Origin of the sequence: Shewanella sp. KJ2020 (assembly GCF_024197625.1) — a bacterium.
GTDB lineage: Bacteria > Pseudomonadota > Gammaproteobacteria > Enterobacterales > Shewanellaceae > Shewanella.
Genome location: NZ_JAKUKD010000011.1, coordinates 168,051 through 190,997, shown reverse-complemented (window position 1 = coordinate 190,997; position 22,947 = coordinate 168,051). Strand labels below are relative to the sequence as shown.

Sequence of the window (22,947 nt, the reverse complement as noted above, 5' to 3'; positions counted from 1 at the left end):
CGGCAGTTCCTTTGTTCGTGCTCCGGTTAGTCAGTTTTAATCACTACATCACTAACTCATTCACGCTGAGTATGGATAAGTATATAACGAAGATAAAAAAATGGCTGATAAGGGAACAAATTTGCTCCCTTACCAGTAATCTGTGCGGCCCAATTAGGCTTTAGCAAATTCAGCTAAAATCCACGCGAGGGGCGCTTGGTATTGGCTTGGCATCCAAGCTTGCAGTGAGGCAATGCTGTCGTTCAGTACCGCTGGATTAGGCACAGAAAGGTTTAAATGCCCCACTTTTCGGCCTGGGCGCACTTCCTTGTCGTACCAATACAGTTCCGCATTAGGCAGACTTAACCAGCGCAGGTCATTATCGATACCGATAAGATTGACCATCACACATTGAAAATTCACCTGCGGCTGTGGGATAGCAATGCCACACAGGGCCCTTAAATGTAGCTGGAATTGGTCCATATGGGTGCCAGCTTGCGTCCAGTGGCCAGAGTTATGCACCCGCGGTGCTAATTCATTGACCAATAAACTATTGCCAACACGGAAACATTCCATCGCCATGACACCGACATAGTCTAATTCGTGCATGATAGTGCTGAGCATAGCTTCGGCTTGGGCTTGCAGCGGCGTTAGGCGTGCCAATGGCGAAATAGAAGCCATTAAAATACCGTCTTGATGGAGATTGAGCGTCAAGGGGTAAAATATGCATTGCCCTTCGCGGGTGCGCACGCCCACTAAGGACACTTCTTCATCAAAATTAATCGCCTGTTCGGCAATGGCTAAATTGCGCCAATCCTGTGGAATGTCTCCGGCTTCGGCTTGTTTTAGCCAGTGTTGGCCTTTGCCATCGTAACCGCCTGTGCGGCGCTTCATTAATACACGTGCACCAAAATTTTGGTAGAGACTTTCTACTTGGGTATGGTCATCGACGAGTGTCCAAGGCGCGGTCGGCACTTTGATTTGGTCGAGCAAACTTTTTTGGCTATAACGATCCGCGAGGCGGCTAAATACGGGGCCGTTAATAAACTGAGGGTGGCTGCTTAACTGCAAACTTAAGCTAGATTCAGGCCACTGCTCACGCTCGGCGGTAATAATATCATGGGGGGCGAGGGGGAGGATTTCATCCGTTGGCGTCATAATATCCACTGCACGAACATCGATCGCCAGCGGTTCACCCGCGTGGGTCAACATGGCGCCAAGCTGGCCATTACCTAATACCCAAACCTTAGGTTTTGCGCTTACTTGAGTCATTAGGCTTCCCTCGGATCTGGATTGTCCAGCACGGCGCGGGTTTGTTCTTCCCTAAAGGCTTCTAAACGGGCGGCAAGCTTAGCATCGTTATTGGCCAAAATTTGGCAAGCCAGTAAGCCCGCGTTAAAGGCACCTGCGGTACCTATGGCTAAGGTGCCAACGGCAATTCCCTTAGGCATTTGTACGATAGATAACAGGCTGTCCATGCCTGACAGCGCTTTGCTTTGTACTGGTACACCTAATACGGGTAAGCGAGTTTTTGAGGCAATCATGCCTGGCAAGTGCGCTGCACCGCCCGCGCCACCAATGATGATTTTAAAACCACGGTCAGCGGCAGTGGCTGCAAACTCCATCAGTTTATCTGGCGTTCTATGGGCGGATACTACTTCAACATGATAGGGCACTTGCAGTTTATCCATGATCTCAGCGGCGGCTTCCATAGTGGGCCAATCACTCTTAGAACCCATAACAACAGCAACAAGGGCTTGCATGATAACTCCTTAACTCACTAATTTTAATTATATTTTGACCTTGTCTCAGGTCTGGGTACAGTTGATGTCCAATGCGTCGGTAATAGCGGGGAGCATCATGGCGCAGAATAATACCATGTAAAGTGCCATTTCTGGCGTTTTTTGCGCGCAAAAATAGTGTCCTAGGCACGGAATTGAGTGTTTATAAAATCAGGGCGAGTCGCATTTTGTGCCCGCCATTTCCCCTAAAGCCGGCTTATGTGGTTTTAGGGGAAAGCGGTTAAGGAAGGGACTTTATTTAGCTTTGCAAAGTATGCTCCGGCGCGGGAGCCTCGGCTAAGGCTTCACGCAGGGTGGGATAAAATTTGAGTACACCTTCGATAGGTTGAATTTTTGCCCTTGCCAGCGTACGAATAGGTTGGAACTGCAAATCGGCAATGATAAGTTTGGTGTGGTTAAGTTTGCATTTCTCAATCAATTTGGTGAGTGCCGCTAAGCCACCGGCATCGAGTATTGACACCCCGTCGAGGTACAGCACTATCACTTGTTTATCTTGGGTCAAGGCCGCTATTTCGGCAAAAATACGGTCGGCCGCGGCAAAGAATAGCGGGCCATTAATTTTGATCACAGCCCAATCGGCAGGTAAGTCTTGATCGACATAGCGCTTATTGCTGCTGATGTCGTAAAGTTTTGTCATTTCTGCAATTTCTTTCATAAAAAGCAAAGCCGCAAGAATAATTCCTACGCTGATGGCTATCACCATATCGAAAATCACAGTCAGAGAAAAACAGCTCAAAAAGACTAAAATGTCGCTGGTGGGCGCTGTTTTGACTAAATGCACCGCCTTTGGCGCTTCACTCATATTCCAAGCGACCACCAGTAGCAGTGCCGCCATGGCCGACATGGGTAAGTAGGCGAGCACTCCCGCTAAGGCGACTAAACCTATTAATACCACGAGTGCGTGGGTCATAGAGGCGATTGGACTCTGTGCCCTTGCTTTGACGTTGGCAGCACTGCGGGCTATTGCAGCCGTAGCAGGAATACCACCGAAAAAAGGCGTGATGATATTACCAATGCCTTGGCCGAGTAATTCACTGTTGGCGCTGTGGCGTTTGCCCGTCATACCATCGAGCACTACAGCGCACAGGAGGGATTCAATTGCCCCTAACATGGCAATGGCAAAGGCTGCGGGAAGCAAGGCTTGAAAGGTGGCAAGATTAAATTCGAAGGCTTGTCCATGGGCGCCCGCCTGTAACCAAGGCCATTCGAAGCTCGGGAGCACGGGAGGGATCCCTGTGCCAGTGGTACCGTCACTTAATTGGTAATGAAAACGTGTCCCTATGGTTTCAATATCCGCGCCCATCGCATTTAGCACTAAGGCAACTATGCTACCTAAGGCAATGGCCGGTAAATGGGCTGGGATATGAATTTTCAATCTTGGCCAGAGTAACATAGTGGCTAAGGTGATCGTTGCGACCAATAGGCTAGGCAAGTGCATAGTGGGAAGCGCTTTGCCAAGGACCATGATTTTTGAGAAGTATTGTTCAGGCATATGTTCGATCTGCAGCCCGAAAAAGTCCTTAAGCTGCAGGGTCGCAATGACAACCCCTATCCCGGCAGTAAAGCCTAAGGTGACGGACTCTGGAATATATAAGATCAAGCGACCAAGGCGCAGCATGGCCATGGCGACTAACATCATGCCTGACATCACAGTGGCAATTAATAATCCCGCTAAGCCAAATTGCTGGGCTATGGGGTAGAGCAGCACTACAAAGGCGGCGGTAGGCCCGGATACGCTGTAGCGCGAGCCGCCCGTCATGGCAATGATAAAACCACCGACAATCGCAGTATACAGACCGTATTGCGGCGCGACACCACTGGCGATGGCCAGTGCCATCGCCAGTGGGATTGCGATAATGCCCACCGTGAGGCCAGCGAGAATATCTTGTCCAAAACGTTTAAAAGAGTATTTATCTTTTACGCAGGCTTCGGTGAGGGCGTGGGCAATTCTTAACGAAAATAAATGAGCAGAGTGTGGCACGGGTGGGTCCATAGTGCGGGCTATTACTAGGCTCTATTCTAAGGTCCTTGAAAAAGCGCTTGTGTGATCAGTCTTGCAAAAATAAGTTAAATGACTTTGTTTTGAATAAATAATGTGCTTGGGAGGTAAGGGCGCGTTGACAGTGATAAAAGTGTTTGCGGGATAACCCTTTTTACCTAGAGTCGCGTTTATAGGGGGTATAAACCTATTGAGGCCCTGACCATGAAAAAATCTTATCTCCCGAAACAGTACGCAGTGACTGACCTTGGCAATCCCACTGTGACTGGGGATGTCTCTACTAGACCTCCTCATATGACACTGAATCCTATTCTTCTGTTATCTAGCTTATCGCTCGCCGTCCTATTGGGGTTAAGTGGCTGCACAGATAAACCCATTGTCGATGAGAAATTGCCTGCACAAGCCCCTGAAACGGCAGAGCAACAAGCGCAATTGAAACACAAACGTGAATTAGAGCAGGCATTATTACAACAGGCGGAGCAGCGTAGCGCGAAGGACAATATTCACGCCACGGAAGTTGCAAAAATGGTTGCAGCGCAAAGGGTTATGCATATGCCCCCTCAATCGATGCAGGTGGAAGCGCCTTTGGGCGTCGCAGTTCCTGCGGTTGGACAGGTTTGGCATGCAGATAATCAACCTGAAGCTAACCAGTTCGCGAAGCAAGTGCAAAATGGCATTATGGTGGCGGGTGAAATCCCAGTGTCCACCTTTGCTATCGATGTGGACACCGGGAGTTATTCGACCCTGAGGCGAATGCTAAATGAAGGCCGCTTACCGAGCAAAGGCACAGTGCGCATCGAAGAAATGCTCAATTACTTTCACTACGATTACCCATTACCGGGTAAGAATGACGCGCCTTTTAGTGTCACGACCGAACTCGCACCATCGCCGTATAACGACGACACTATGCTGCTGCGGATAGGACTGAAGGGTTATGAGGTGGCAAAGTCTGATCTAGGGGCGAGTAATCTGGTCTTTTTGCTCGATGTTTCAGGCTCAATGGCCTTTGCCGATAAACTGCCACTCTTACAAACCGCCATGAAAATGCTGACCCAACAGCTGAGTGGGCGCGATAAGGTTTCCATCGTCGTTTATGCGGGCGCGGCTGGCGTGGTGTTAGACGGCGCTTCTGGTAATGATGCTCAAACCTTGAACTATGCATTAGAGCAGTTACGCGCTGGCGGCTCGACTAACGGTGCAGAGGGGATCAATCTTGCCTATCAATTAGCACAAAAGCACTTTATTCAAGGGGGGATCAATAGAGTCATCCTCGCGACCGATGGTGATTTTAATGTGGGGCTGACAAATTTCGATGAATTAATCAGTTTGGTTGAAAGGGAGCAAGCGCGGGGAATTGGGCTCACTACCTTAGGGTTTGGAATGGATAACTATAACGATCGGTTGATGGAACAACTCGCCGACAAGGGCAATGGCCATTATGCCTATATAGATACCGCCAATGAGGCGCGCAAAGTGCTGGTGGAACAATTGAGTTCAACTTTGCTGACCATTGCCAAGGACGTTAAAGTGCAAGTGGAGTTTAACCCTGCCCTCGTCGCAGAATATCGTTTACTTGGTTATGAAAATCGAGCGCTGGCCCGTGAGGATTTTAACAATGATAGGGTCGATGCCGGGGAAATTGGGGCTGGCCATACTGTGACCGCACTCTACGAATTGCGCTATGCTGAGTCGGGTAATATGGCCAATGATAGGTTACGTTATGGTTATAATTCGCAAACGGGGCAGGAAAAATATAGCCGAGATGAAATTGCTTATCTAAAGCTGCGTTATCAGTTACCCGATGCCACAGAGAGCCAATTACTAACCTATCCAATTCGAGCGGATCAGAGCGTGAAATCCCTAGAGCAGGCAAGCGATGATTTTCGCTTTGCGGCGGCGGTTGCGGGTTTGGGGCAACTACTGAATCAAAGTCACTATTTGCATCAATTTGATTATAATAAGCTTAGTGTTTTGACTCGTTCAGCCCTAGGTAATGATAGCGATGGATATCGGCATGAATTTATGCAATTGGTTGAGATTGCCGCAGCACTCACACAATCGAATCGAATACCGTTAAATAAATTCGATACTGGTGATAAGCCTTTTCCTCCCGAGGATAAGCTCCATTAAGATGCTAGAAGCACTATCTTCATAAAATGATTTGAGATCATAGGTTAAGTTAACAATAAGGGAGCTGTCATGGCACTCGCGATACCGCAAATACATGCCCATGAACATACCGATGAGCACTTAATGCAGCGCTATGCCAAGGGGGATAGCAAGGCATTCGAGCAGCTATACCTTAAGCATAAGGGAGCATTATATCGATACTTTGTGCGCCAGTTGGGGGATAAGCAGCTCGCTGAGGATTTATATCAAGAAACCTGGGGGAGGGTGATCCGCGCTGCCGCAAATTATGAAGCTAGCGCCAAATTTAATACTTGGCTTTATCGTATCGCACATAATCTATTGATAGACCATGTGCGAGCCGTCAAGCCCGTCGATTTAGTTGGCCACGATGAGGGGGATGCTAGTCTCGATGCTTTTGCTGGCAAGGAGCAAGATAAACCCGATGTACAGTGGCAAGAGGCACAAAAGGGATTGTTGCTTAAGGCCTGCATTGGGTTATTACCCCAAGTGCAGAAAGAAGCATTTATTCTTAATATCGAAATGGGATTTACCGCCGCGGTGATCAGTGACATTGCTGGGGTTACGCTCGAAGCGACAAAAAGCCGGATTCGCTATGCCTATCAAAGTTTGAAAGATTGTGTCAATGCGAAGTGGCAGGAGGCTGGCCATGAGTAATTCCACCCAACAAACACAAGACCAGGCGCTGCGTCAGGAAATCTCGGCTTGGTATCATCAACAGGCGCTTGAGGTCCCCTCTGAAAAGTTAGATCAGGATATTCTAAGATTGTCGCAAACTCATCTTGCTGAAATGAATATCACTAAACTTAAACCCGTGATAGCACCGCTTTGGCAACGCTTCCCTTGGGCTTTTTCGAGTGCGGCGTCCCTAGTGATAGTGGTTGGTTTGCTTGTGCTTAATCGCCCACAGGTCGATAGGGCATTGATGACTCCTAGTGCGGTGATGATGGATGCACCTACGGCATCCTCTGCGGCTGAAGCCGAGTTAAATGCGGCGCAGGCAAAGAATGCTCAAATTGAACAGCAAGCTAAGATGCAGGCTGAAGTGGCTGAGTCACAGGCGATGAAGGCTAAATCACGCATGTTAGCTCAAGAACAGGCCCAATCCGCCGCGCGCCAAATAAGCCCAATGGTAGCCTCACAAGCTTCGCCCCCCAGTTTAGCAGCGACTCCCAATGTGGATGAGGTTCAAACTAAACCACCATTATCATCACTCGCCGAGTCTCTGGCGCATTTGAAGGTATTGATTGAGTCTAAACAAATTGACGAGGCATTAGCCCTAGAGCAAAAACTATTGAATGAATACCCCGCATTATCCGAAGCGGGAACTGGAGATAAGATCCCCGAAGGAGTAGAAACTCCTCGAGCAACATTTAAAGCATTGCAACTGCAGTTACACCAAGGGCGTCAATAGTTTTCAGTGCGGGCATTTGGGGATGACACCGCAGCTTTTTAGTTTGCGTTGGGTTATTTACTTGATCGTTGTCATAAAGTGAATAGGATTTAGCCTGCTATATTGGAGATCGATGCACGACTTGACTAGTATCAATAGTTAGAGCCCAAGTTTAGGAGGCAATATGCTTAAAAGACTCATGCATGATCATAAACATATAGCAGTTTTATTGAATGTCTTGAAAAACAAGCAGATGAAATTATCTGAAGGTGAAGCGATAAATTTTATCGTAGTACGAGACATAGTTGAGTATATGCAAGGATATGCTGAGCGTTGCCATCATCCCGTTGAAGACATCATTTATGCCTATTATCTAGCCCATAAAACGAATGGCGCAATGGATAAACTCAGTGCGGAACATGAGGTCGTGATCCAAGTTTCAGCGGCATTAATGAATACCTTAAACTTGATCCTGAGCGATATTGTGGTTGCTCGGGAAAAGCTGATTGCTGACTTTGCCGAGTATGTCGAGTTGCAAGAGCGGCATATGCAAATGGAGGAGCGGGAAATATTTCCCCTCCTTGCTCAAAACCTAACCGAACAGGATTGGCAAGTTATTGAAAAAGAATGCCAAGACTCTTTGATTGATGATCCTTTGTTTCTTGACCGCGAACAACAGGAGTTTGATGAGCTGCGCGCTTACCTGAACTCATCGGAATGAGGGGGCTGAGAGTGACATAAAAAAAGCGCCATAGGCGCTTTTTTTATGTTCTAGATTGTATCAATCCTTATTAAACATGTGGTTACAACTGGATCGCGTCGATATCATAGTCAAAGTTATTATCTATCTCTTGGAGTTCTTTGAGTAAACGATGCTTATCCTTTAACGCTTCGATCTCTCGCCATTTACGCTTCTTATTGGAGCCTCGCGAGCGATCGGGTCTTTCAACGACTTCATCTAGCGCACAACCATAATCTAAACGATCCATGGTAACCTCCTGTTGTTGTATGTTTTGTCAGCGATTAAATAACATATTTTTAAAACAGGGTGCAAGAATTATGTTTCATTTGTGTTAACTTGAAATGAAGTTTGAGTGATATGTCGTTGATATTAAGTGGGTGAGCTTTAGATTTAAAGATAGATAAATTGAATATAAATAAAGAGATGCAATAAAAAAGCCAGCGATTGCTGGCTTTTTGTTCGATCAGATTTTACCCTGTCGGTAAAGGTTTATCAGTCCATTACTCGAGACGTCTAAGCTATGGGTATCTTCGCTGGCACCAATACGTTCTAACACATCGTTGCCTAAGATCTTACCCAGCTCAACTCCCCATTGATCGAAGGAGTTAATATCCCAAATGGCGCCTTGAACAAAGGTTCTGTGTTCATAAAGGGCAATAAGTGCACCTAAGGTTTCAGGCGTGAGCTTATTCATTAATAAAGTATTGCTGGGTTTATTGCCTGGCATCACTTTATGTTTTGCGATAAGTCGTTTCTCATCTTCGCTCATCGGGCTATTTGCTAACTCTGCTAATGCCTCTTCGAAGGTACGGCCCTGCATAAGAGCTTGGGTTTGCCCAAAGCAATTCGATGCAAGTTGGTCATGGTGCTCACCAATAGGGTTGTGGCTCTGCAATGGCATAATAAAATCGGCTGGAATGAGCGCCGTACCTTGATGCAGTAGCTGGTGATAGGCGTGTTGACCGTTCGTCCCTTCGCCACCCCAAATAACAGGCCCTGTGCTGTAATCGACATCGGTGCCATTTAATGTAACTGATTTACCGTTACTCTCCATATCGAGCTGCTGAAAATACGCGGGTAGGCCGCGCAGATAGTGATCGTAGGTCAATACGACATGGGACTGAGCATTAAAAAAGTTACCATACCACAGCGAGAGTAACCCCATAATGACGGGCATATTTTCCGCTAATGGCGCATTGGCAAAGTGCTCATCCATCAGGTGTGCACCTTTGAGTAAGCCCCTAAAGTTATCCATGCCAATCAACAGCGCAATAGGCAAGCCAATCGCTGACCATAAAGAATAACGTCCACCAACCCAATCCCACATTGGGAAGATATTATCGGCATCGATACCAAAATCAGTGGCTTTTGCTACGTTGGAGGTTACCGCCGCAAAGTGCTTTGCCACATCCGATTGTGAGCCACCTTTGGCTAAAAACCATGCTTTGGCCGTTAAGGTATTGGTCAGGGTTTCTTGGGTGCCAAAGGATTTTGATGACATGATAAACAAGGTTGTTTCGGGATTGAGCAACTTCAGCTTTTCAGTGATAGAAGTCCCATCGACGTTTGCCACAAAGTGGCAGTTTAACCTTGGCGTCCAGTAGGGACGAAGTGCTTGAGACACTATTTTAGGGCCAAGAAAAGAGCCCCCAATACCAATGCTGACGATATCGGTAATCGCTTTGCCGGTATAACCCTTCCATTGTCCCGATGTCACTGAAGTGACAAACGCCTGCATTTTATTCAGGGTCTGTTGAACTTCAGGGACAATATCTTGACCCTCGGCTGCAATTGACTGGCTCGCAGTGCTACGAAGCGCTGTGTGTAAGACTGCACGTTTTTCTGTGGTGTTGATAATATCACCAGCAAACATCGCTTTGATTTTGGCTTCGAGTTTCGTCTCATTTGCCAGAGCGTAAAGCAGTTCTAGCGTTTGTGGAGTGGCTCTATTTTTTGAGTAATCCAGAAATAAACCGCAAGCCGATAACGACATGTTATTGAAACGTGCCGTGTCATTTGCGAACAGCTCCCGCATATGGGGAATATTTTTGCTGTGTGCCGATAAAGCTTGCCAAGTAGTGCTTTGGGTCAAGAATGTCATCGAGTTGTCTCCGCGGATGCTTAGTTTGCCAGTTTTGCCTTGAGCATCACTTCAAGTTTGCCTTGGTCGATAGCAAAGTTGCGAATACCTTCGGCTAACTTATCGACTGCCATAGGATCTTGGTTGAAGTCCCAGCGGAATTGAGCTTCTGTTAAGGGCTCCACAGCACTTGCGCTTGAATTGGCTGGCAAAAGTTTAGGCTGGATCTGTTGCTGAGAGTTGGCTAATTCTTCGAGCAAAGAGGGACCAATGGTGAGGCGATCACAACCGGCAAGTTCAATAATCTCACCAATATTGCGAAAACTCGCGCCCATCACAACAGTCTTATAGCCATGCTGTTTGTAGTAGTTGTAAATTTCTGTCACCGACACTACACCTGGATCATTGGCGGGAGTGTAATCTTTGCCAGTGTCTTTTTTATACCAGTCCAGAATGCGACCAACAAAGGGGGATATTAAGTAAACCCCGGCTTCAGCACAGGCACGTGCTTGAGCAAAGCTGAAAAGTAGCGTTAAGTTACAGTTGATCCCTTCTTGCTCTAATTGTTTAGCGGCACAAATACCTTCCCAGGTAGAGGCTAATTTGATCAGGATACGAGATTTATCAATGCCAGCGTCTTGATATAGACGTACCAGTTTATGGGCTTTGGCGATGGACTTTTCTTTGTCAAAGGAGAGGCGGGCATCAACTTCAGTTGAAATTCGGCCAGGCACGAGTTTGAGGATCTCAACACCGATATTTACGGCAAGCTTATCACTGGCGTCATCTATTTGTTGCTCAACATCAGAACTCTGTGACTTTGCCCATGCAATGGCATTATCAATTAAAGCACTATATTCAGGAATTTGAGCGGCTTTCAAGATAAGTGATGGATTGGTTGTCGCATCTTCAGGCTGGTAGCGTTTGATTGCTTCGATGTCGCCTGTGTCAGCAACAATGGTGGTATAAGACTTGAGTTGCTCTAATGTATTGGCCATGAAAAACATCCTTCTGAGGTAGCTGTCTAAACTCGGAATTTACTGATGACTATTAGAAGCGATTTTGCCAACTTTTCCAACCTTGAATGTAAAAAAATTACAAAAATGACAAAACTATGTCGATTCTAACTAAGACTGACCCAAGTGGTGCACTTGGAGTGGAAGCTCTAAAGGAAAATTAACCCTATGTTGCTTTCCAAAAACAAAAAAGTCGCTGCAAGCAGCGACTTTTATATTACTGAAAGTAAATGATTACTTTAGTACTGGTTGTTTCGTAGTGGTGGTCACGATAGCTTCAATGCGGCGGTTAGCTGCATGGGCTTCTTTTGAGTCACCAGCGACGATTGGTTTAGTCACGCCGTAGCCATTAGAAGTTACGCGGCTTTGGCTGATACCATACTTTTCAACAAGAATTTTAGCGACAGCATCGGCACGCTTGTCTGATAGCACCATGTTGTATTCAGGTTTACCTACGTTAGAGGCGTGACCTGCGATTTCAACGGTGAACTCAGGGTTTTGATTTAGGTAGTTAGCCAGTTTTTCGATTGATTTGTAGTATTCTTTTTTAACTACAGCTGAATCGTTAGCAAACTGGATAGAGCCTACATCTTCTTGTTGTTTAACGTTTTCATAGATAGTACAACCAGTTGAGTCAACTTTGTGAGTTGCTGGAGTGGCTGGACACTGATCTTTATCGTCATATACGCCATCGTTGTCAGAATCAACAGGCGCTGCTGCAACGACTGCTGCTGCGGCGGCAACTGGCGCTGCTGCAGTACCGAAACGGTAGCTTAATTCTAAGCCCCAGTAGTTGCTATCGGCATTAACTGGAACTATGGCACTGGCACCAGCGTTATCATCTAAGCCTTCATAACGACGGTATTTAGCTTGTAACTTCAGGTTATCAGTGAAGTTATAACCTACGCCCGCACCAAAGTATGGTGCAAAGTCAGAATCACTGTAAGAACTAGAAGTTCCATTGAAGTTTTGGCTGTTTTCTAGTGTGTAGTACATTACACCGGCTTCTGCAGATAGGCTCCAACGGTTCGCTAGTGGCCATAGACCCACTAAACCGAGAGTAGTACCTTTAACGCCTGCATCGTTGCTAATGCCTGCAGTGGTCCAATCAGCATTACCTAGATCGCGATAGCCGATTTCTGCACCAAAGTAGTCATTAAACATATAGCCAGCAAAGATGTCCCATGCGTATGGGTTGTCATCGCCGTTTTGAGTTGCAATGTGTTCATAGTTATTAACGCCTAGACCTGCACCAACATACCAAGGTGTTAGCTCCTGAGATGCACTGGCAGCAAGTGGAAGCATTGACGTAAGTAAAACTACTTTTAATGTATTCTTCATCATTTTCTCTAAGTCCATTGTTTATGATTCTCCACCAATATGCTTTGCGGGTTTTATGCAAAACATTGCTAGCACTTAGTGTGGGGATCCTTTGGTATTGTAGCCAGCGGTTAATTATCACTGCATTTGTTAAATTTTTCCAGTGGTTAATCTTAAGTTTTTTATCGTGCATCATTCTGTTAATGAGATTGGATGTTAAAAAGGCATTCCTTAGAATGCCTTTTTTGTGTGTTTTTTGTTAAATATATTTGTTGCTAGCGTGTCCAGATCCAGTTTTCAATCTCAACAGGATCGACACCATTAGCCTTAATATAGTTGCGATGGTCAACGAGTCTTTGCAGCATGTCGGTCGTGATTGAAACATGCTTAGTTTCATCAATAGCGCCCTGTTGGAACAGTTTGTATGCCATATCAATCACTAAGTGGTAGCGAGAGGTGCCATTACGAACGCCCATGTCGAACGGTGTTGTTGTTGAACCTTCTTCCTCATAACCTTTAATTCTAAAACGACGACTTCCTTTGTAATCAAAAATTAACTTTTTGATTGTATTTGGGTAACCGTGATAGTTAAAGACAACCCCTTTATCTTGAGTAAATATCTCGTCCATTAACCAAGGTTTTTCTTTAAATTTGCGACTACCTAAGCCATCACTGCTTAATTCAGTTACGCTAACAAAACGAATTCTGACTCTTGGAAGTAATTCACGAATTAATACTAAAGATGCCATACATTCTTGGGTGACATAATCACCACAACCTGCAAGCACAATATCTGGATTTTCATCAGATGCGAAATCCCAAACCATGATACCGTCTTTAGCTTGTTTGCGTGCCTCTTCTAAACTGAGCCATTGTGGCAGTTCTTTTTTACCTGCTACAAGGATGTTGAGTTTGTCACGATCCGCAAATGCGCGCTCTGTGTAAACTAAAGTGCTGTTGGCATCAGCGGGTAAATAAGCCGAAATAATTTTTGGATGTTTTTCTAACATCGCCCCAAGGAATGACGGGTTTTGATGCGAATAGCCATTGTGGTCTTGACGCTCTAACAATGAAGAGAGCACAACGTTACATGCTGGGAGTGGTTTGCGGAAATGTACTCCTTGGCTGGCATAGACGTATTTACAGTATTGATCCGCCATTGATGAGACGACCTGCGAAAATGATTCGTAGGTTGGGAACATCCCGTGACGGCCTGTGACTGTATAACCATGTAACATGCCAAAGAGTAAGTTTTCAGACAGTAACTCGAGCACGCGACCATCGCGTGACATGTCTTCATCCCAACTTTCGATTGGCCATTGCCAAGCACGATCGGTTTCTTCAAATACAGCTTGCAATTGATTCGAGTAAGTTTCATCTGGGCTGAAAATACGTAGGTTATGCTGGTCACGGTTGAGTTTGAATGCGTCACGCATCCATTCGCCCATTTTCAACATAGAGTAGCCGCGATGACCACGTGGAACCTCTGGGCCGTAGCTTAGTTTTTCAAGATCAGGATTGGATAAGGGTCGTACAACTTCGCCACCATAGGTTAAATGTTGGCGACCACAGGCTAAGTGCTTAGGTGGGATTAATGAGCAAATATCGGCATCAAAAATCAGCTCACCTTTGTCATTCATATGATACAGCTCTTGGAAATGATAGTTGGCAAGCCAAGTATCCAGAGCTTCGAGATGACCTTTATCGGTAGCACACTTATTGACGATCACTTGGTGTGATTCGCAGTTACCTTCTAATTTTTTACCATTGTATTCGCTAACACCCGTCCAGCCTTTGGCTGTGCGCATTAAAATCACTGGCCAGCGTGGTTTGACAACATCTTCACCGCTACGGGCACGGTGTTGGATCTCATTGATCATGCCATAGGCGGTATCCATTGCGTTTAGCATTTGTAGATAGATGTCTTCTTCTTGCTCGCTATCTACAATAATGGGGAAATAGCCAAGACCACGGAATTCAAGATCCAATTCTTCATGGCTCATGCGTCCCATGCGGGTAGGGCCAGAAATTTTATAACCATTGATATGGACTATGGGTAAAACGGCGCCATTTGTTGCAGGAGATACTAAACGGTTTGCATACCAAGATGCTGCCAGTGGGCCGGTTTCAGATTCACCGTCGCCAATTAATACTGTTGCAATCAAGTCTGGGTTGTCTAAAACCGCGCCCCAACCAACCGCCAGTGAATAGCCAAGCTCTCCACCTTCGAGGATTTGACCGGGTGCCTCTGGGTTAGCGTGTGAAGGGTAACCATAGGCGGCTGAAAACTTTTTACAAATATCTTCAATACCGGTTTCATTATAGGGAATCGTCTCGGGGTAGAAATGGCTTAATGAGCCTTCGAGGAATAAGTTTGCCTGTACAGCAGGAAAACCGTGACCTGGACCGACTAAATAGATGAATGGACGATTATGTTTGACTATGAGTCTGTTAATGTTGGCATAGACAAAGTTGATCCCTGGGCATGTGCCCCAGTGACCGAGCAAACGTGGTTTAATGTCTGAATGTGCTAGTGGACGTTTATGTAAGACGTTTTGTTTTAAGTAAATTTGTGATGTTGCGAGGAAGTTGGTGGCTCTAACGTATTTTTTTAGAGCATTAATTTCATGTATGTGGGTCATATTAAGCCTCACTAGAGCTGACGAAAGTGTGTGGGTTTTCGATGTGGCTACTATATTTGTAATTTTATTACAAAAATGTGCCCTGCATCCAAATTTTAAAAGTTGTTTTAGCTGTTAAGTATAGTAGTTCGAGATAGATTATTTGTTAATTTAGCTTTAACAAAGGCTTGGAAAAGTTATTCGCTGTGATAATGGTGGTGTTTGTGTGTGCAAGCGTGAGCTTGATCACATGAGTAATTTCGAATACTGTGCTATTTTGCCGCGTTGAATTCGGTAGCCGTGTTGTTGTAAATTCACGGAAGGATAATTTGAAGAAATAAATCTACTGATATTCTTATCTTTAATCTGGAAGGATTCATTCACCTCAAATATTGTGCCTCTCGCTGTTACCGCGTATGGGCAGGGTATTTGCTACGGGAAGACGTAAAATAATGTTAGAAACCATTGTTAATTTTTTGAACGCACTGCTTTGGGGTAAATTGTTAGTTTATGGACTGGTTGGCGCTGGTCTCTATTTCACCCTTAGATTAATGTTTATTCAGCTTACTCACTTCAAACACTCTCTGAAAGTCATGGGCATGAGCCGTCAAGGCTGCGATAGTGGGTTATCGTCATTTCAAGTCTTTTGTACCAGCATGGCGGCCCGTGTCGGAGCGGGAAATATGGCGGGGGTTGCGGTTGCTATTGGGGCTGCAGGACCTGGAGCCGTATTTTGGATGTGGTTAATTGCGGTCTTGGGGATGGCCACGGCTATGGTCGAGTCCACCTTAGCTCAAGTTTATAAAGTACGTGATAGTGATGGTCAATTTCGTGGTGGCCCTTCTTACTATATGGAAAAGGGCTTAGGACAAAGGTGGATGGGGGTGTTATTTGCCTTTTTCTTAATCATAGCCTTCGGACTCGTTTTTAATGCTGTACAAGCTAATACCATCACAGGTGCAATGGAGCGGGTGTTTGGCTTTGACCCAACCTATGTAGGAATTGGGTTAGTGATTGCCAGTGGGTTTGTTATTGTTGGTGGTCTACGTAAAGTGGCTCGGGTCTCCGAGTTTATAGTGCCAATCATGGCACTGGCCTATATTTTAGTCGCTTTTATCATTGTTATTTTCAATCTAGAGCAGTTACCAGCAATCATTAGTCTTATCGTAAAAAGCGCTTTTGGTTGGCAAGAAGCGGCCGCTGGTGGCGTTGCCTATACAGTAGCGCAAGCTATGCAAGCGGGTATTGCACGCGGCTTATTCTCTAACGAGGCCGGAATGGGGAGTGCTGCCAATGTTGCCGCAAGTGCTTCACCAAATCCCAATCATCCCGCATCCCAAGGATTTGTGCAGATGATGGGGGTGTTTGTCGACACTATTGTTATCTGTACTGCAACTGCTGCCATCATCTTACTTTCCGGCGATATAGGTTCTAGCGAAGATGGCATTCGTTTAACGATTAATGCCATGTCTAACCATGTCGGTGATTGGGGCGGGGCCTTTATTGCGGTCGCTATTTTCCTCTTTTGCTTTACTTCGATTATTGCAAATTATTCCTACGCTGAAACCAATGTGATGTTTTTGACGGGGAACAGCACAAAAGCACTGCCTTTATTTCGACTATGCGTCCTCGGTATGGTGATGTTTGGCTCCGTCGCTAAGATTAGCCTAGTGTGGAGCTTAGCTGATGTGTCTATGGGGCTGATGGCTACGGTGAATATTGTGGCGTTATTGCTATTGTCTGGGTTAGCTATTCGAGTGATTAATGATTATCGTGAGCAGCTCAAGGCGGGCCAAACTCCAGAGTTTGATCGCAGTAAGTTTCCTGAGTTGATGGAACAGCTAGACGATGATATTTGGCAGGATACAAGTGCTACTGAACCGGTTGAGAGTCGCTAGCCGTCCCCTAGATAGGTTTGGCTGATGACCACTATCGGAAAAACCACGCAGTCAATGCGTGGTTTTTTTATCTCTATTCCGTATCATAGGTGCGTATTATTTCTCTGTTGGAGTTTTTGATGTTGATATTGGTTTCACCTGCGAAAACCTTAGATTTTGAGCAACCTCCGCTGACTCAGGTCCATACTCATCCCGATTTTTTATCCCATAGTCAGGAATTGATCCAGGTCTGTCGACGGTTAACGCCAAGTGACATAGCCACATTGATGAAGGTCAGTGACAATATTGCAGGATTAAATGCCGCTCGTTTTGGGGAATGGCAGCCTAATTTCACCCTTGAAAATGCGAAGCAGGCGATTTTTGCTTTTAGAGGAGACGTGTATACCGGTTTTGATGCCGATACATTATCAACTCCAGAGTTGGAAAGGGCGCAATCTCAATTGCGTATACTGTCAGGATTATATGGTTTACTGCGTCCACTCGATTTGATTTTACCCTACCGTTTAGAAATGGGGACTTCATTAGTCAACCCAAAGGGCAAGAATCTTTATGAATTTTGGGGCAATATTTTAACCATGTCGGTTAATCAAGCCATAGTTGAGCAAGGTGATGACATCATTGTTAATCTCGCCTCGAATGAGTATTTTAAAGCCATTAAAGTGAAGCAGTTAGAAGGTCAGCTTATTACACCTGTCTTTAAAGATTTAAAGAATGGCCAATATAAAGTGATTAGTTTTTTTGCTAAACGAGCCCGGGGAATGATGGCCCGTTATATTATTAAACAGCAAATTAATTCAATTGAAGGATTAAAAGGATTTGATGTTGCAGGCTATTACTATAGTGAGGAATTGAGTAAGCCGAATGAACCAACATTTTTACGTGACGTGCAGTAATATAATGCGTCTTAAATAAAAAGAGCAACCTTAGCTGCTCTTTTTATGTGCGAATTATTTGTCGATGGAACCTTATTTTGAATCAATGCTAATTGGTGTTAGCACTATATTTGAATTTGCCATGATATAAGCAAACTGGGCATAGGCTGCAACATTTTGGGCTAGTGCAGTCGGATCGATTTTGTCTAAGGTATCATTTGGGGTATGGTGATAATCAAAATAATCATGGCCATCCTGCCTCAATGATGCAACTGGTACACCTAATGCTGGCAGCATTGATACATCGGGTCCTCCAGAGGCTTGGTTATTACCCAGCGCGACACCGTTAGCAGTCATAAGGCTAAGGGCGGTTTGGACTTCAGTAAAGACACTGTCATTCACTTTCGTATCGATTTGATAAATCCGCCCTGCGCCGAAGTCTGATTCCGCGGCAATATAGTGTTGAGTTAACTCGGTTTTATGGGTATCGCTATAGGCTTTACCTCCGATAAGTCCCATTTCTTCAGCGGCATATAACACGACCCGGATTGTACGGGCGGGTTTAACTTTAAGATCTTGAATGTGCTTGGCTGCGGCCGTGACAATCGCGACGCCAGCGCCATCATCGATAGCTCCCGTTCCCTCATCCCATGAATCTAAATGAGCACCAATAAGGACTATTTCACTGGGTTTACTGCTACCAGTGACTTCGGCAATCACATTATAGGAGGTGTTAAATCCTAAATCTTTTGGTGACATATGCAACTCGAGTACGGCATTGGGATCGCGTTTTAATATGGCATCGATTAAATCTGCATCTGGGTTTGACATGGCCGCTGCGGGAATTTTGGGTATACCATCTTGATAGCGCATCATGCCCGTATGGGCCATACGATCATGATCTGTGCCTATGGAGCGAATAACGATAGCAACGGCTCCTTTTTGCGCTGCTGCAACAGCTCCTTTGGAACGTCCTGCGACACTTTTACCGTAACCTTCCCCCGTGATATGTCGTTCGGTCTTTTGGTCAATAAAGGCAATCTTACCCCTTACTTCATCGGGGGTTGCCTGTTGAAGTGCTTCTAGGTTATCAAAGCGTGCTATCTGAGCTTGAATGCCTTCAACTGGGGTCGCAACACTTCCCCCTAATGCGGTGATGACGATTAGCTGTTCTGTCGGAGAGATAATTTTCGCTTTGGCTTCACCACGTTCCCAGATTGGTACTTGCACTGGTTCTTTGTAAACGCGATCAAATCCAAGACTTGTCAATTTATCCATAGCCCAGTTTACCGCAATAATATCCTTCGGACTGCCTGGCAATCTTGGGCCAACTTCTACGGTTAAGGATTCAACTATCTCGTATCCAAGCGATGAGGATAATGCAGTTTGTTTTAATTGAGTGACTTCATCTGGTTGAGGTGTCCTGTCAATGTGATTTTGGCAAGCACTTAAACCGCTAATTAAAAGGCCAGTTATTAGTGCTGTCTGATAGGGTTTCATAGGTTTCCTTTATTTTTATTAAGCATGTCCCATTTTTAAAAACAATCTAGCAAAAAGTGTGCTTTATGTCCCGACTATATCTGTAAGGCAACGCTATATTAGCGCAGGGGTTAGTTTTAGGAGAAAAAGTGCGTAATGAATATTGAATTGATGCAGGAGCGAGCCGATCATGCCGTAGTGCTATTAAAGGCACTAGCGAATGAGCGCCGTCTATTTATCCTTTGTTATTTATTGAATGAAGGCGAGATGTGCGTTGGCGAAATGAATAAAAAATTAGGCTTGAGTCAATCGGCACTATCACAACATCTTGCTTGGTTACGTAAAGATAATTTAGTGACCACACGCAAAGAAGCGCAAACGGTATTTTATTCGCTGAAGAGTGATGAGGTACGTGAGATGATCCATCTACTGAACAACATTTATTGTCATTAATAGTGTTTTTCAGATATAAAAAAACCGGCAATTGCCGGTTTTTTTCTATTTGCTAGAGATATTAAGCAGCGATTGCTTTGATCTTAGCGTTCAAGCGAGCCTTATGACGAGCAGCTTTATTCTTGTGAATAAGGCCTTTAGTCGCCATACGGTCAACGATTGGTTGTGCAGCAGCAAAAGCTTCTGTTGCTGTTTTGTGATCGCCTGCTTTAATTGCAGCGATTACTTTTTTAACATATGTGCGTAACATTGAGCGACGGCTGGCGTTATGCTGACGACGCTTTTCAGATTGAAGCGCGCGCTTCTTTGCAGACTTGCTATTAGCCAAGGTGCAACTCCTAAAAACTGGATTTGATACTTTTAAAGGCCGAGGAATATGCCTGCATTTAGTCACTTTGTCAATGACTATGATTGAATATTCATCATAAAGATAAATTAATCCAACCTGCCTTGGCTATCTTCAACCCAACTCGTGTAATATGTGGCGCAATTCTAACAGCTATTGCTGCGGTGTGACAGAGCCTGAGTCGATTTTTTGAGATGAATCACCTAATCAATTCGATGTAGGTCTGGGGGACGATTGAGTAAAAAATTATTAAAATCTGGCATGATCGTTAGTGCTATGACATTGATATCTCGTGTTTTAGGCTTAGTTCGAGATGTTGTAGTTGCCAATTTAATGGGAGCTGGGACAAGCGCCGATGTTTTTTTCTTCGCCAATAAAATTCCCAATTTTTTGCGACGATTGTTTGCCGAAGGGGCATTTGCGCAAGCTTTCGTTCCCGTTTTAACTGAATACCAAGAAAAACACTCTTCGGATGAAACCCGTGAGTTACTCAGCAAAGTGGCTGGAACGCTTGGTTTGCTCGTCACTATAGTGACTTTAGTTGGTGTGATAGCATCGCCCGTTTTATCTGCGCTTTTTGGTGGCGGCTGGTTTGTAGCTTGGCTGAACAATGAGCCCGACGGCGCGAAATTTGAACTTGCCACCGTTGTGCTTAAAATTACCTTTCCTTACCTTTGGTTTATTACTTTTACGGCGTTAGCCGGCTCGATTTTAAACACTCGTGGACGTTTTGCGGTATCTGCGTTTACCCCCGTCTTTCTCAATGTGGCAATCATTGCCGCCGCCATTTTTTATGCTCCGACATCGAGCCAGCCAGAGATAACCTTGGCGTGGGGAGTATTTTGTGGTGGTTTGATCCAATTTCTGTTTCAAATTCCATTTCTGTTACGGGAAAAGGCCCTTGTGAAACCTTCTTGGGGGTGGCATCACCCCGGCGTGGTAAAGATTAGAACCTTGATGATACCTGCATTATTTGGGGTCTCGGTTTCACAAATAAACCTGTTGTTTGATACTTTTATTGCCAGTTTTTTGATGACAGGCTCCATTAGTTGGCTGTACTACTCTGATCGTTTGTTGGAGTTTCCCTTAGGTTTGTTTGGCATAGCTATCGCCACCGTAATTTTACCCGCGTTATCACGAAACCATGTCAATGATGAAGGTGCGGGTTTTGGCTTGACTATGGATTGGGGAATAAAAGCCATTCTCTTGCTTGGATTGCCCGCAATGATGGGGTTAATTGTACTCGCTAAACCTATGTTAATGGTGCTGTTTATGCGCGGCGCTTTTTCAATAACGGATGTTGAAATGGCATCCTATAGCTTGATGGCCTACGGCAGTGGTTTGCTCAGCTTTATGCTGATCAAGGTTCTGGCTCCGGGGTATTACTCCCGCCAAGATACTAAAACTCCAGTGCGTTATGGTATTATCGCCATGATCACTAATATGGGTTTTAACCTTTTGTTTGCAATACCTTTTGGCTATGTGGGGTTGGCGATTGCAACCTCGATGTCGGCATTGCTCAATGCCGCATTATTATACCGTGGACTGCATTTAGCGGGTGTTTATCGAATTTCACGGCCAACGATAGTGTTTTTTGTTAAAGCCGTGGTCTCGACGGCCCTTATGGTGGTAGTCTTATACTACTTTTTACCTTCGCAATCACAATGGTTAGAGTGGCATCTCATCGATCGCACCAAAGCATTGATAGGTTTGATTTCTATGGGAGCGATAACCTATCTAGTTGGGCTACTTTTGCTTGGAATTCGTCCTTGGTCTATTAAACGGGGAGTTTGATTGCTGATTCTCATCGCGAGCTGTTATATAATCAGCCGATTTGCGCTTGGCAGTTGTCTAACGTTATGGAATTAATCCGCGGTATACATAACATTTTGTCATCTCACCACGGGTGTGTTTTGACTATAGGTAATTTTGATGGCGTTCATCGCGGTCATGCACAAGTCATTGCAAACTTAGTGCAGAAGGCCAAGCAGTTATCGCTTCCATCTACTTTGATGACGTTTGAGCCTCAGCCGCAGGAGTTATTCAGTGGTGATAATGCTCCTGCCCGTTTGAGTTTATTGCGAGATAAAGTCATTTTGCTCGATGAGTTGGGTGTCGAGCGGTTAGTATGTGTTAACTTTAATCGCGCTTTTGCCGATCAACCTGCCGAGCATTTTATCGAAGAACTGTTAGTTCGTAAGCTAGGGGTGAAATACCTCGTTGTCGGCGATGATTTTTGCTTTGGCAAAGGGCGTAAAGGCAATTTTGAAATGCTGATGCAAGCGGGCGCTCGCTATGGTTTTACCGTAGTCAGTACCCAAAGTTTTATGCTTGGCTCACAAAGAGTGAGTTCCACGGCGGTGCGTGAGCAATTGGCTAAGGGAAACCTTGAACAGGCCCGGCGTCTGTTAGGTCATCCTTTCACCTTGAGTGGACGGGTTGCCCATGGGCAAAAAATTGGTAGGACCATAGGTTTTCCTACTGCCAATATTGCACTTAAACGTAATGTTGTGCCTGTGCGTGGGGTATTCGCGGTTAAGTTATATTGGGATGATAGTGACATTTATGAAGGGGTGGCCAATATTGGCTTTCGCCCAACAGTCAACGGCCAAGTGTGTCAACTCGAAGTCCATCTATTTGATTTTGATGATGACATTTACGGCAAACACGTTGAGGTTGAATTAGTGGCAAAGTTGCGGGATGAACAACCCTTCGATTCATTAGATGCGCTAAAACAACAAATTTTAAATGATGCAAATGAGGCCAGGGCTTTATTTGGTAATGATGCAGGCTGAAATT

19 protein-coding genes are annotated in these 22,947 nt (G+C 45.1%); 9 read left to right on the top strand and 10 right to left on the bottom strand.

The annotated features are described in order from the left end of the window. Positions 1 to 153: 153 nt before the first annotated feature. The 3 genes from purK to dauA form a co-directional block, all read right to left on the bottom strand. Positions 154 to 1,251, bottom strand: a complete 1,098-nt coding sequence (gene purK / locus MJO46_RS07295) for a 5-(carboxyamino)imidazole ribonucleotide synthase (RefSeq protein WP_253988746.1) — start codon at positions 1,249 to 1,251, stop codon at positions 154 to 156. After that, on the bottom strand, positions 1,251 to 1,742 hold the full coding sequence (gene purE, locus MJO46_RS07290) for a 5-(carboxyamino)imidazole ribonucleotide mutase (protein ID WP_198782584.1): 492 nt from the start codon (positions 1,740 to 1,742) through the stop codon (positions 1,251 to 1,253). The genes purK and purE overlap by 1 nt, the downstream gene beginning before the upstream one ends. A gap of 277 nt (positions 1,743 to 2,019) precedes the next feature. Continuing rightward, the gene (dauA, locus tag MJO46_RS07285; RefSeq protein ID WP_253988745.1) at positions 2,020 to 3,762 is read right to left on the bottom strand and encodes a C4-dicarboxylic acid transporter DauA; all 1,743 of its coding nucleotides are present in this window, start codon (positions 3,760 to 3,762) and stop codon (positions 2,020 to 2,022) included. A 222-nt stretch (positions 3,763 to 3,984) separates the two neighbouring features. Here dauA and MJO46_RS07280 point away from each other — a divergent pair, with 222 nt between their 5' ends. The 4 genes from MJO46_RS07280 to MJO46_RS07265 all read left to right on the top strand — a co-directional run bounded on the left by MJO46_RS07280 (position 3,985) and on the right by MJO46_RS07265 (position 8,042). Then, positions 3,985 to 5,910 carry a VWA domain-containing protein gene (locus MJO46_RS07280; protein ID WP_253988744.1) on the top strand — a complete coding sequence of 642 codons (1,926 nt, stop codon included), beginning with the start codon at positions 3,985 to 3,987 and terminating at the stop codon, positions 5,908 to 5,910. Positions 5,911 to 5,979: 69 nt separating this feature from the next. Continuing rightward, the gene (locus MJO46_RS07275) at positions 5,980 to 6,585 is read left to right on the top strand and encodes a sigma-70 family RNA polymerase sigma factor (protein WP_253988743.1); all 606 of its coding nucleotides are present in this window, start codon (positions 5,980 to 5,982) and stop codon (positions 6,583 to 6,585) included. Then, on the top strand, positions 6,578 to 7,342 hold the full coding sequence (locus tag MJO46_RS07270) for a hypothetical protein (protein WP_253988742.1): 765 nt from the start codon (positions 6,578 to 6,580) through the stop codon (positions 7,340 to 7,342). The genes MJO46_RS07275 and MJO46_RS07270 overlap by 8 nt, the downstream gene beginning before the upstream one ends. A gap of 163 nt (positions 7,343 to 7,505) precedes the next feature. Next, positions 7,506 to 8,042: a hemerythrin domain-containing protein gene (locus tag MJO46_RS07265; RefSeq protein ID WP_198782588.1), complete on the top strand. Its 537-nt coding sequence runs from the start codon at positions 7,506 to 7,508 to the stop codon at positions 8,040 to 8,042. Positions 8,043 to 8,124: 82 nt separating this feature from the next. Here the strand turns inward: MJO46_RS07265 and MJO46_RS07260 are convergent, their stop codons facing one another. The 5 genes from MJO46_RS07260 to MJO46_RS07240 all read right to left on the bottom strand — a co-directional run bounded on the left by MJO46_RS07260 (position 8,125) and on the right by MJO46_RS07240 (position 15,121). Further along, the gene (locus MJO46_RS07260; protein ID WP_007650190.1) at positions 8,125 to 8,310 is read right to left on the bottom strand and encodes a DUF3545 family protein; all 186 of its coding nucleotides are present in this window, start codon (positions 8,308 to 8,310) and stop codon (positions 8,125 to 8,127) included. Between the two features lie 216 nt (positions 8,311 to 8,526). Beyond that, entirely contained in the window at positions 8,527 to 10,164 is a 1,638-nt protein-coding gene (gene pgi, locus MJO46_RS07255; protein WP_253988741.1) for a glucose-6-phosphate isomerase, read from the bottom strand. A 20-nt stretch (positions 10,165 to 10,184) separates the two neighbouring features. Then, a complete protein-coding gene (tal, locus tag MJO46_RS07250) occupies positions 10,185 to 11,141 on the bottom strand; it encodes a transaldolase (RefSeq protein WP_253988740.1) in 957 nt (318 codons plus the stop codon). 252 nt (positions 11,142 to 11,393) lie between these two features. Next, positions 11,394 to 12,518: an OmpA family protein gene (locus MJO46_RS07245; protein WP_253988739.1), complete on the bottom strand. Its 1,125-nt coding sequence runs from the start codon at positions 12,516 to 12,518 to the stop codon at positions 11,394 to 11,396. A gap of 236 nt (positions 12,519 to 12,754) precedes the next feature. Next, positions 12,755 to 15,121, bottom strand: coding sequence for a phosphoketolase family protein (locus MJO46_RS07240; protein WP_253988738.1), 2,367 nt, complete (start codon positions 15,119 to 15,121; stop codon positions 12,755 to 12,757). 431 nt (positions 15,122 to 15,552) lie between these two features. Between MJO46_RS07240 and MJO46_RS07235 the strand changes: the two genes are divergently transcribed. Next, on the top strand, positions 15,553 to 16,998 hold the full coding sequence (locus MJO46_RS07235) for a sodium:alanine symporter family protein (RefSeq protein WP_253988737.1): 1,446 nt from the start codon (positions 15,553 to 15,555) through the stop codon (positions 16,996 to 16,998). Positions 16,999 to 17,117: 119 nt separating this feature from the next. After that, positions 17,118 to 17,891, top strand: a complete 774-nt coding sequence (gene yaaA, locus MJO46_RS07230; RefSeq protein ID WP_253988736.1) for a peroxide stress protein YaaA — start codon at positions 17,118 to 17,120, stop codon at positions 17,889 to 17,891. A 72-nt stretch (positions 17,892 to 17,963) separates the two neighbouring features. Here the strand turns inward: yaaA and MJO46_RS07225 are convergent, their stop codons facing one another. Next, on the bottom strand, positions 17,964 to 19,370 hold the full coding sequence (locus tag MJO46_RS07225; protein ID WP_253988735.1) for a M28 family metallopeptidase: 1,407 nt from the start codon (positions 19,368 to 19,370) through the stop codon (positions 17,964 to 17,966). A 135-nt stretch (positions 19,371 to 19,505) separates the two neighbouring features. On the opposite strand from MJO46_RS07225, the gene MJO46_RS07220 reads away from it, so the two are divergent. Next, a complete protein-coding gene (locus tag MJO46_RS07220; RefSeq protein WP_006084975.1) occupies positions 19,506 to 19,802 on the top strand; it encodes a metalloregulator ArsR/SmtB family transcription factor in 297 nt (98 codons plus the stop codon). Positions 19,803 to 19,863: 61 nt separating this feature from the next. On the opposite strand, the gene rpsT is transcribed toward MJO46_RS07220, so the two are convergent. After that, positions 19,864 to 20,130 (bottom strand): 30S ribosomal protein S20, encoded by a 267-nt coding sequence (rpsT, locus tag MJO46_RS07215; RefSeq protein ID WP_007650172.1) that lies wholly within the window; start codon positions 20,128 to 20,130, stop codon positions 19,864 to 19,866. Between the two features lie 252 nt (positions 20,131 to 20,382). Between rpsT and murJ the strand changes: the two genes are divergently transcribed. Both murJ and ribF read left to right on the top strand, forming a co-directional pair. After that, complete coding sequence (gene murJ, locus MJO46_RS07210; RefSeq protein WP_253988734.1) at positions 20,383 to 21,942, top strand: murein biosynthesis integral membrane protein MurJ; 1,560 nt, start codon at positions 20,383 to 20,385, stop codon at positions 21,940 to 21,942. A 65-nt stretch (positions 21,943 to 22,007) separates the two neighbouring features. Further along, a complete protein-coding gene (gene ribF, locus MJO46_RS07205) occupies positions 22,008 to 22,943 on the top strand; it encodes a bifunctional riboflavin kinase/FAD synthetase (RefSeq protein WP_198782597.1) in 936 nt (311 codons plus the stop codon). The last annotated feature ends 4 nt before the right edge of the window (positions 22,944 to 22,947 follow it).

Bases quoted from the DNA above. Each gene is read 5' to 3' on its own strand.
- pgi (WP_253988741.1), bottom strand. From the start codon at position 10,164: ATGACATTCTTGACCCAAAGCACTACTTGGCAAGCTTTATCGGCACAC.
- MJO46_RS07275 (WP_253988743.1), top strand. From the start codon at position 5,980: ATGGCACTCGCGATACCGCAAATACATGCCCATGAACATACCGATGAG.
- yaaA (WP_253988736.1), top strand. From the start codon at position 17,118: ATGTTGATATTGGTTTCACCTGCGAAAACCTTAGATTTTGAGCAACCT.
- MJO46_RS07280 (WP_253988744.1), top strand. From the start codon at position 3,985: ATGAAAAAATCTTATCTCCCGAAACAGTACGCAGTGACTGACCTTGGC.
- MJO46_RS07270 (WP_253988742.1), top strand. From the start codon at position 6,578: ATGAGTAATTCCACCCAACAAACACAAGACCAGGCGCTGCGTCAGGAA.
- MJO46_RS07240 (WP_253988738.1), bottom strand. From the start codon at position 15,121: ATGACCCACATACATGAAATTAATGCTCTAAAAAAATACGTTAGAGCC.
- MJO46_RS07245 (WP_253988739.1), bottom strand. From the start codon at position 12,518: ATGGACTTAGAGAAAATGATGAAGAATACATTAAAAGTAGTTTTACTT.
- MJO46_RS07225 (WP_253988735.1), bottom strand. From the start codon at position 19,370: ATGAAACCCTATCAGACAGCACTAATAACTGGCCTTTTAATTAGCGGT.
- MJO46_RS07260 (WP_007650190.1), bottom strand. From the start codon at position 8,310: ATGGATCGTTTAGATTATGGTTGTGCGCTAGATGAAGTCGTTGAAAGA.
- MJO46_RS07265 (WP_198782588.1), top strand. From the start codon at position 7,506: ATGCTTAAAAGACTCATGCATGATCATAAACATATAGCAGTTTTATTG.
- MJO46_RS07235 (WP_253988737.1), top strand. From the start codon at position 15,553: ATGTTAGAAACCATTGTTAATTTTTTGAACGCACTGCTTTGGGGTAAA.
- ribF (WP_198782597.1), top strand. From the start codon at position 22,008: ATGGAATTAATCCGCGGTATACATAACATTTTGTCATCTCACCACGGG.
- purK (WP_253988746.1), bottom strand. From the start codon at position 1,251: ATGACTCAAGTAAGCGCAAAACCTAAGGTTTGGGTATTAGGTAATGGC.
- MJO46_RS07220 (WP_006084975.1), top strand. From the start codon at position 19,506: ATGAATATTGAATTGATGCAGGAGCGAGCCGATCATGCCGTAGTGCTA.
- purE (WP_198782584.1), bottom strand. From the start codon at position 1,742: ATGCAAGCCCTTGTTGCTGTTGTTATGGGTTCTAAGAGTGATTGGCCC.
- tal (WP_253988740.1), bottom strand. From the start codon at position 11,141: ATGGCCAATACATTAGAGCAACTCAAGTCTTATACCACCATTGTTGCT.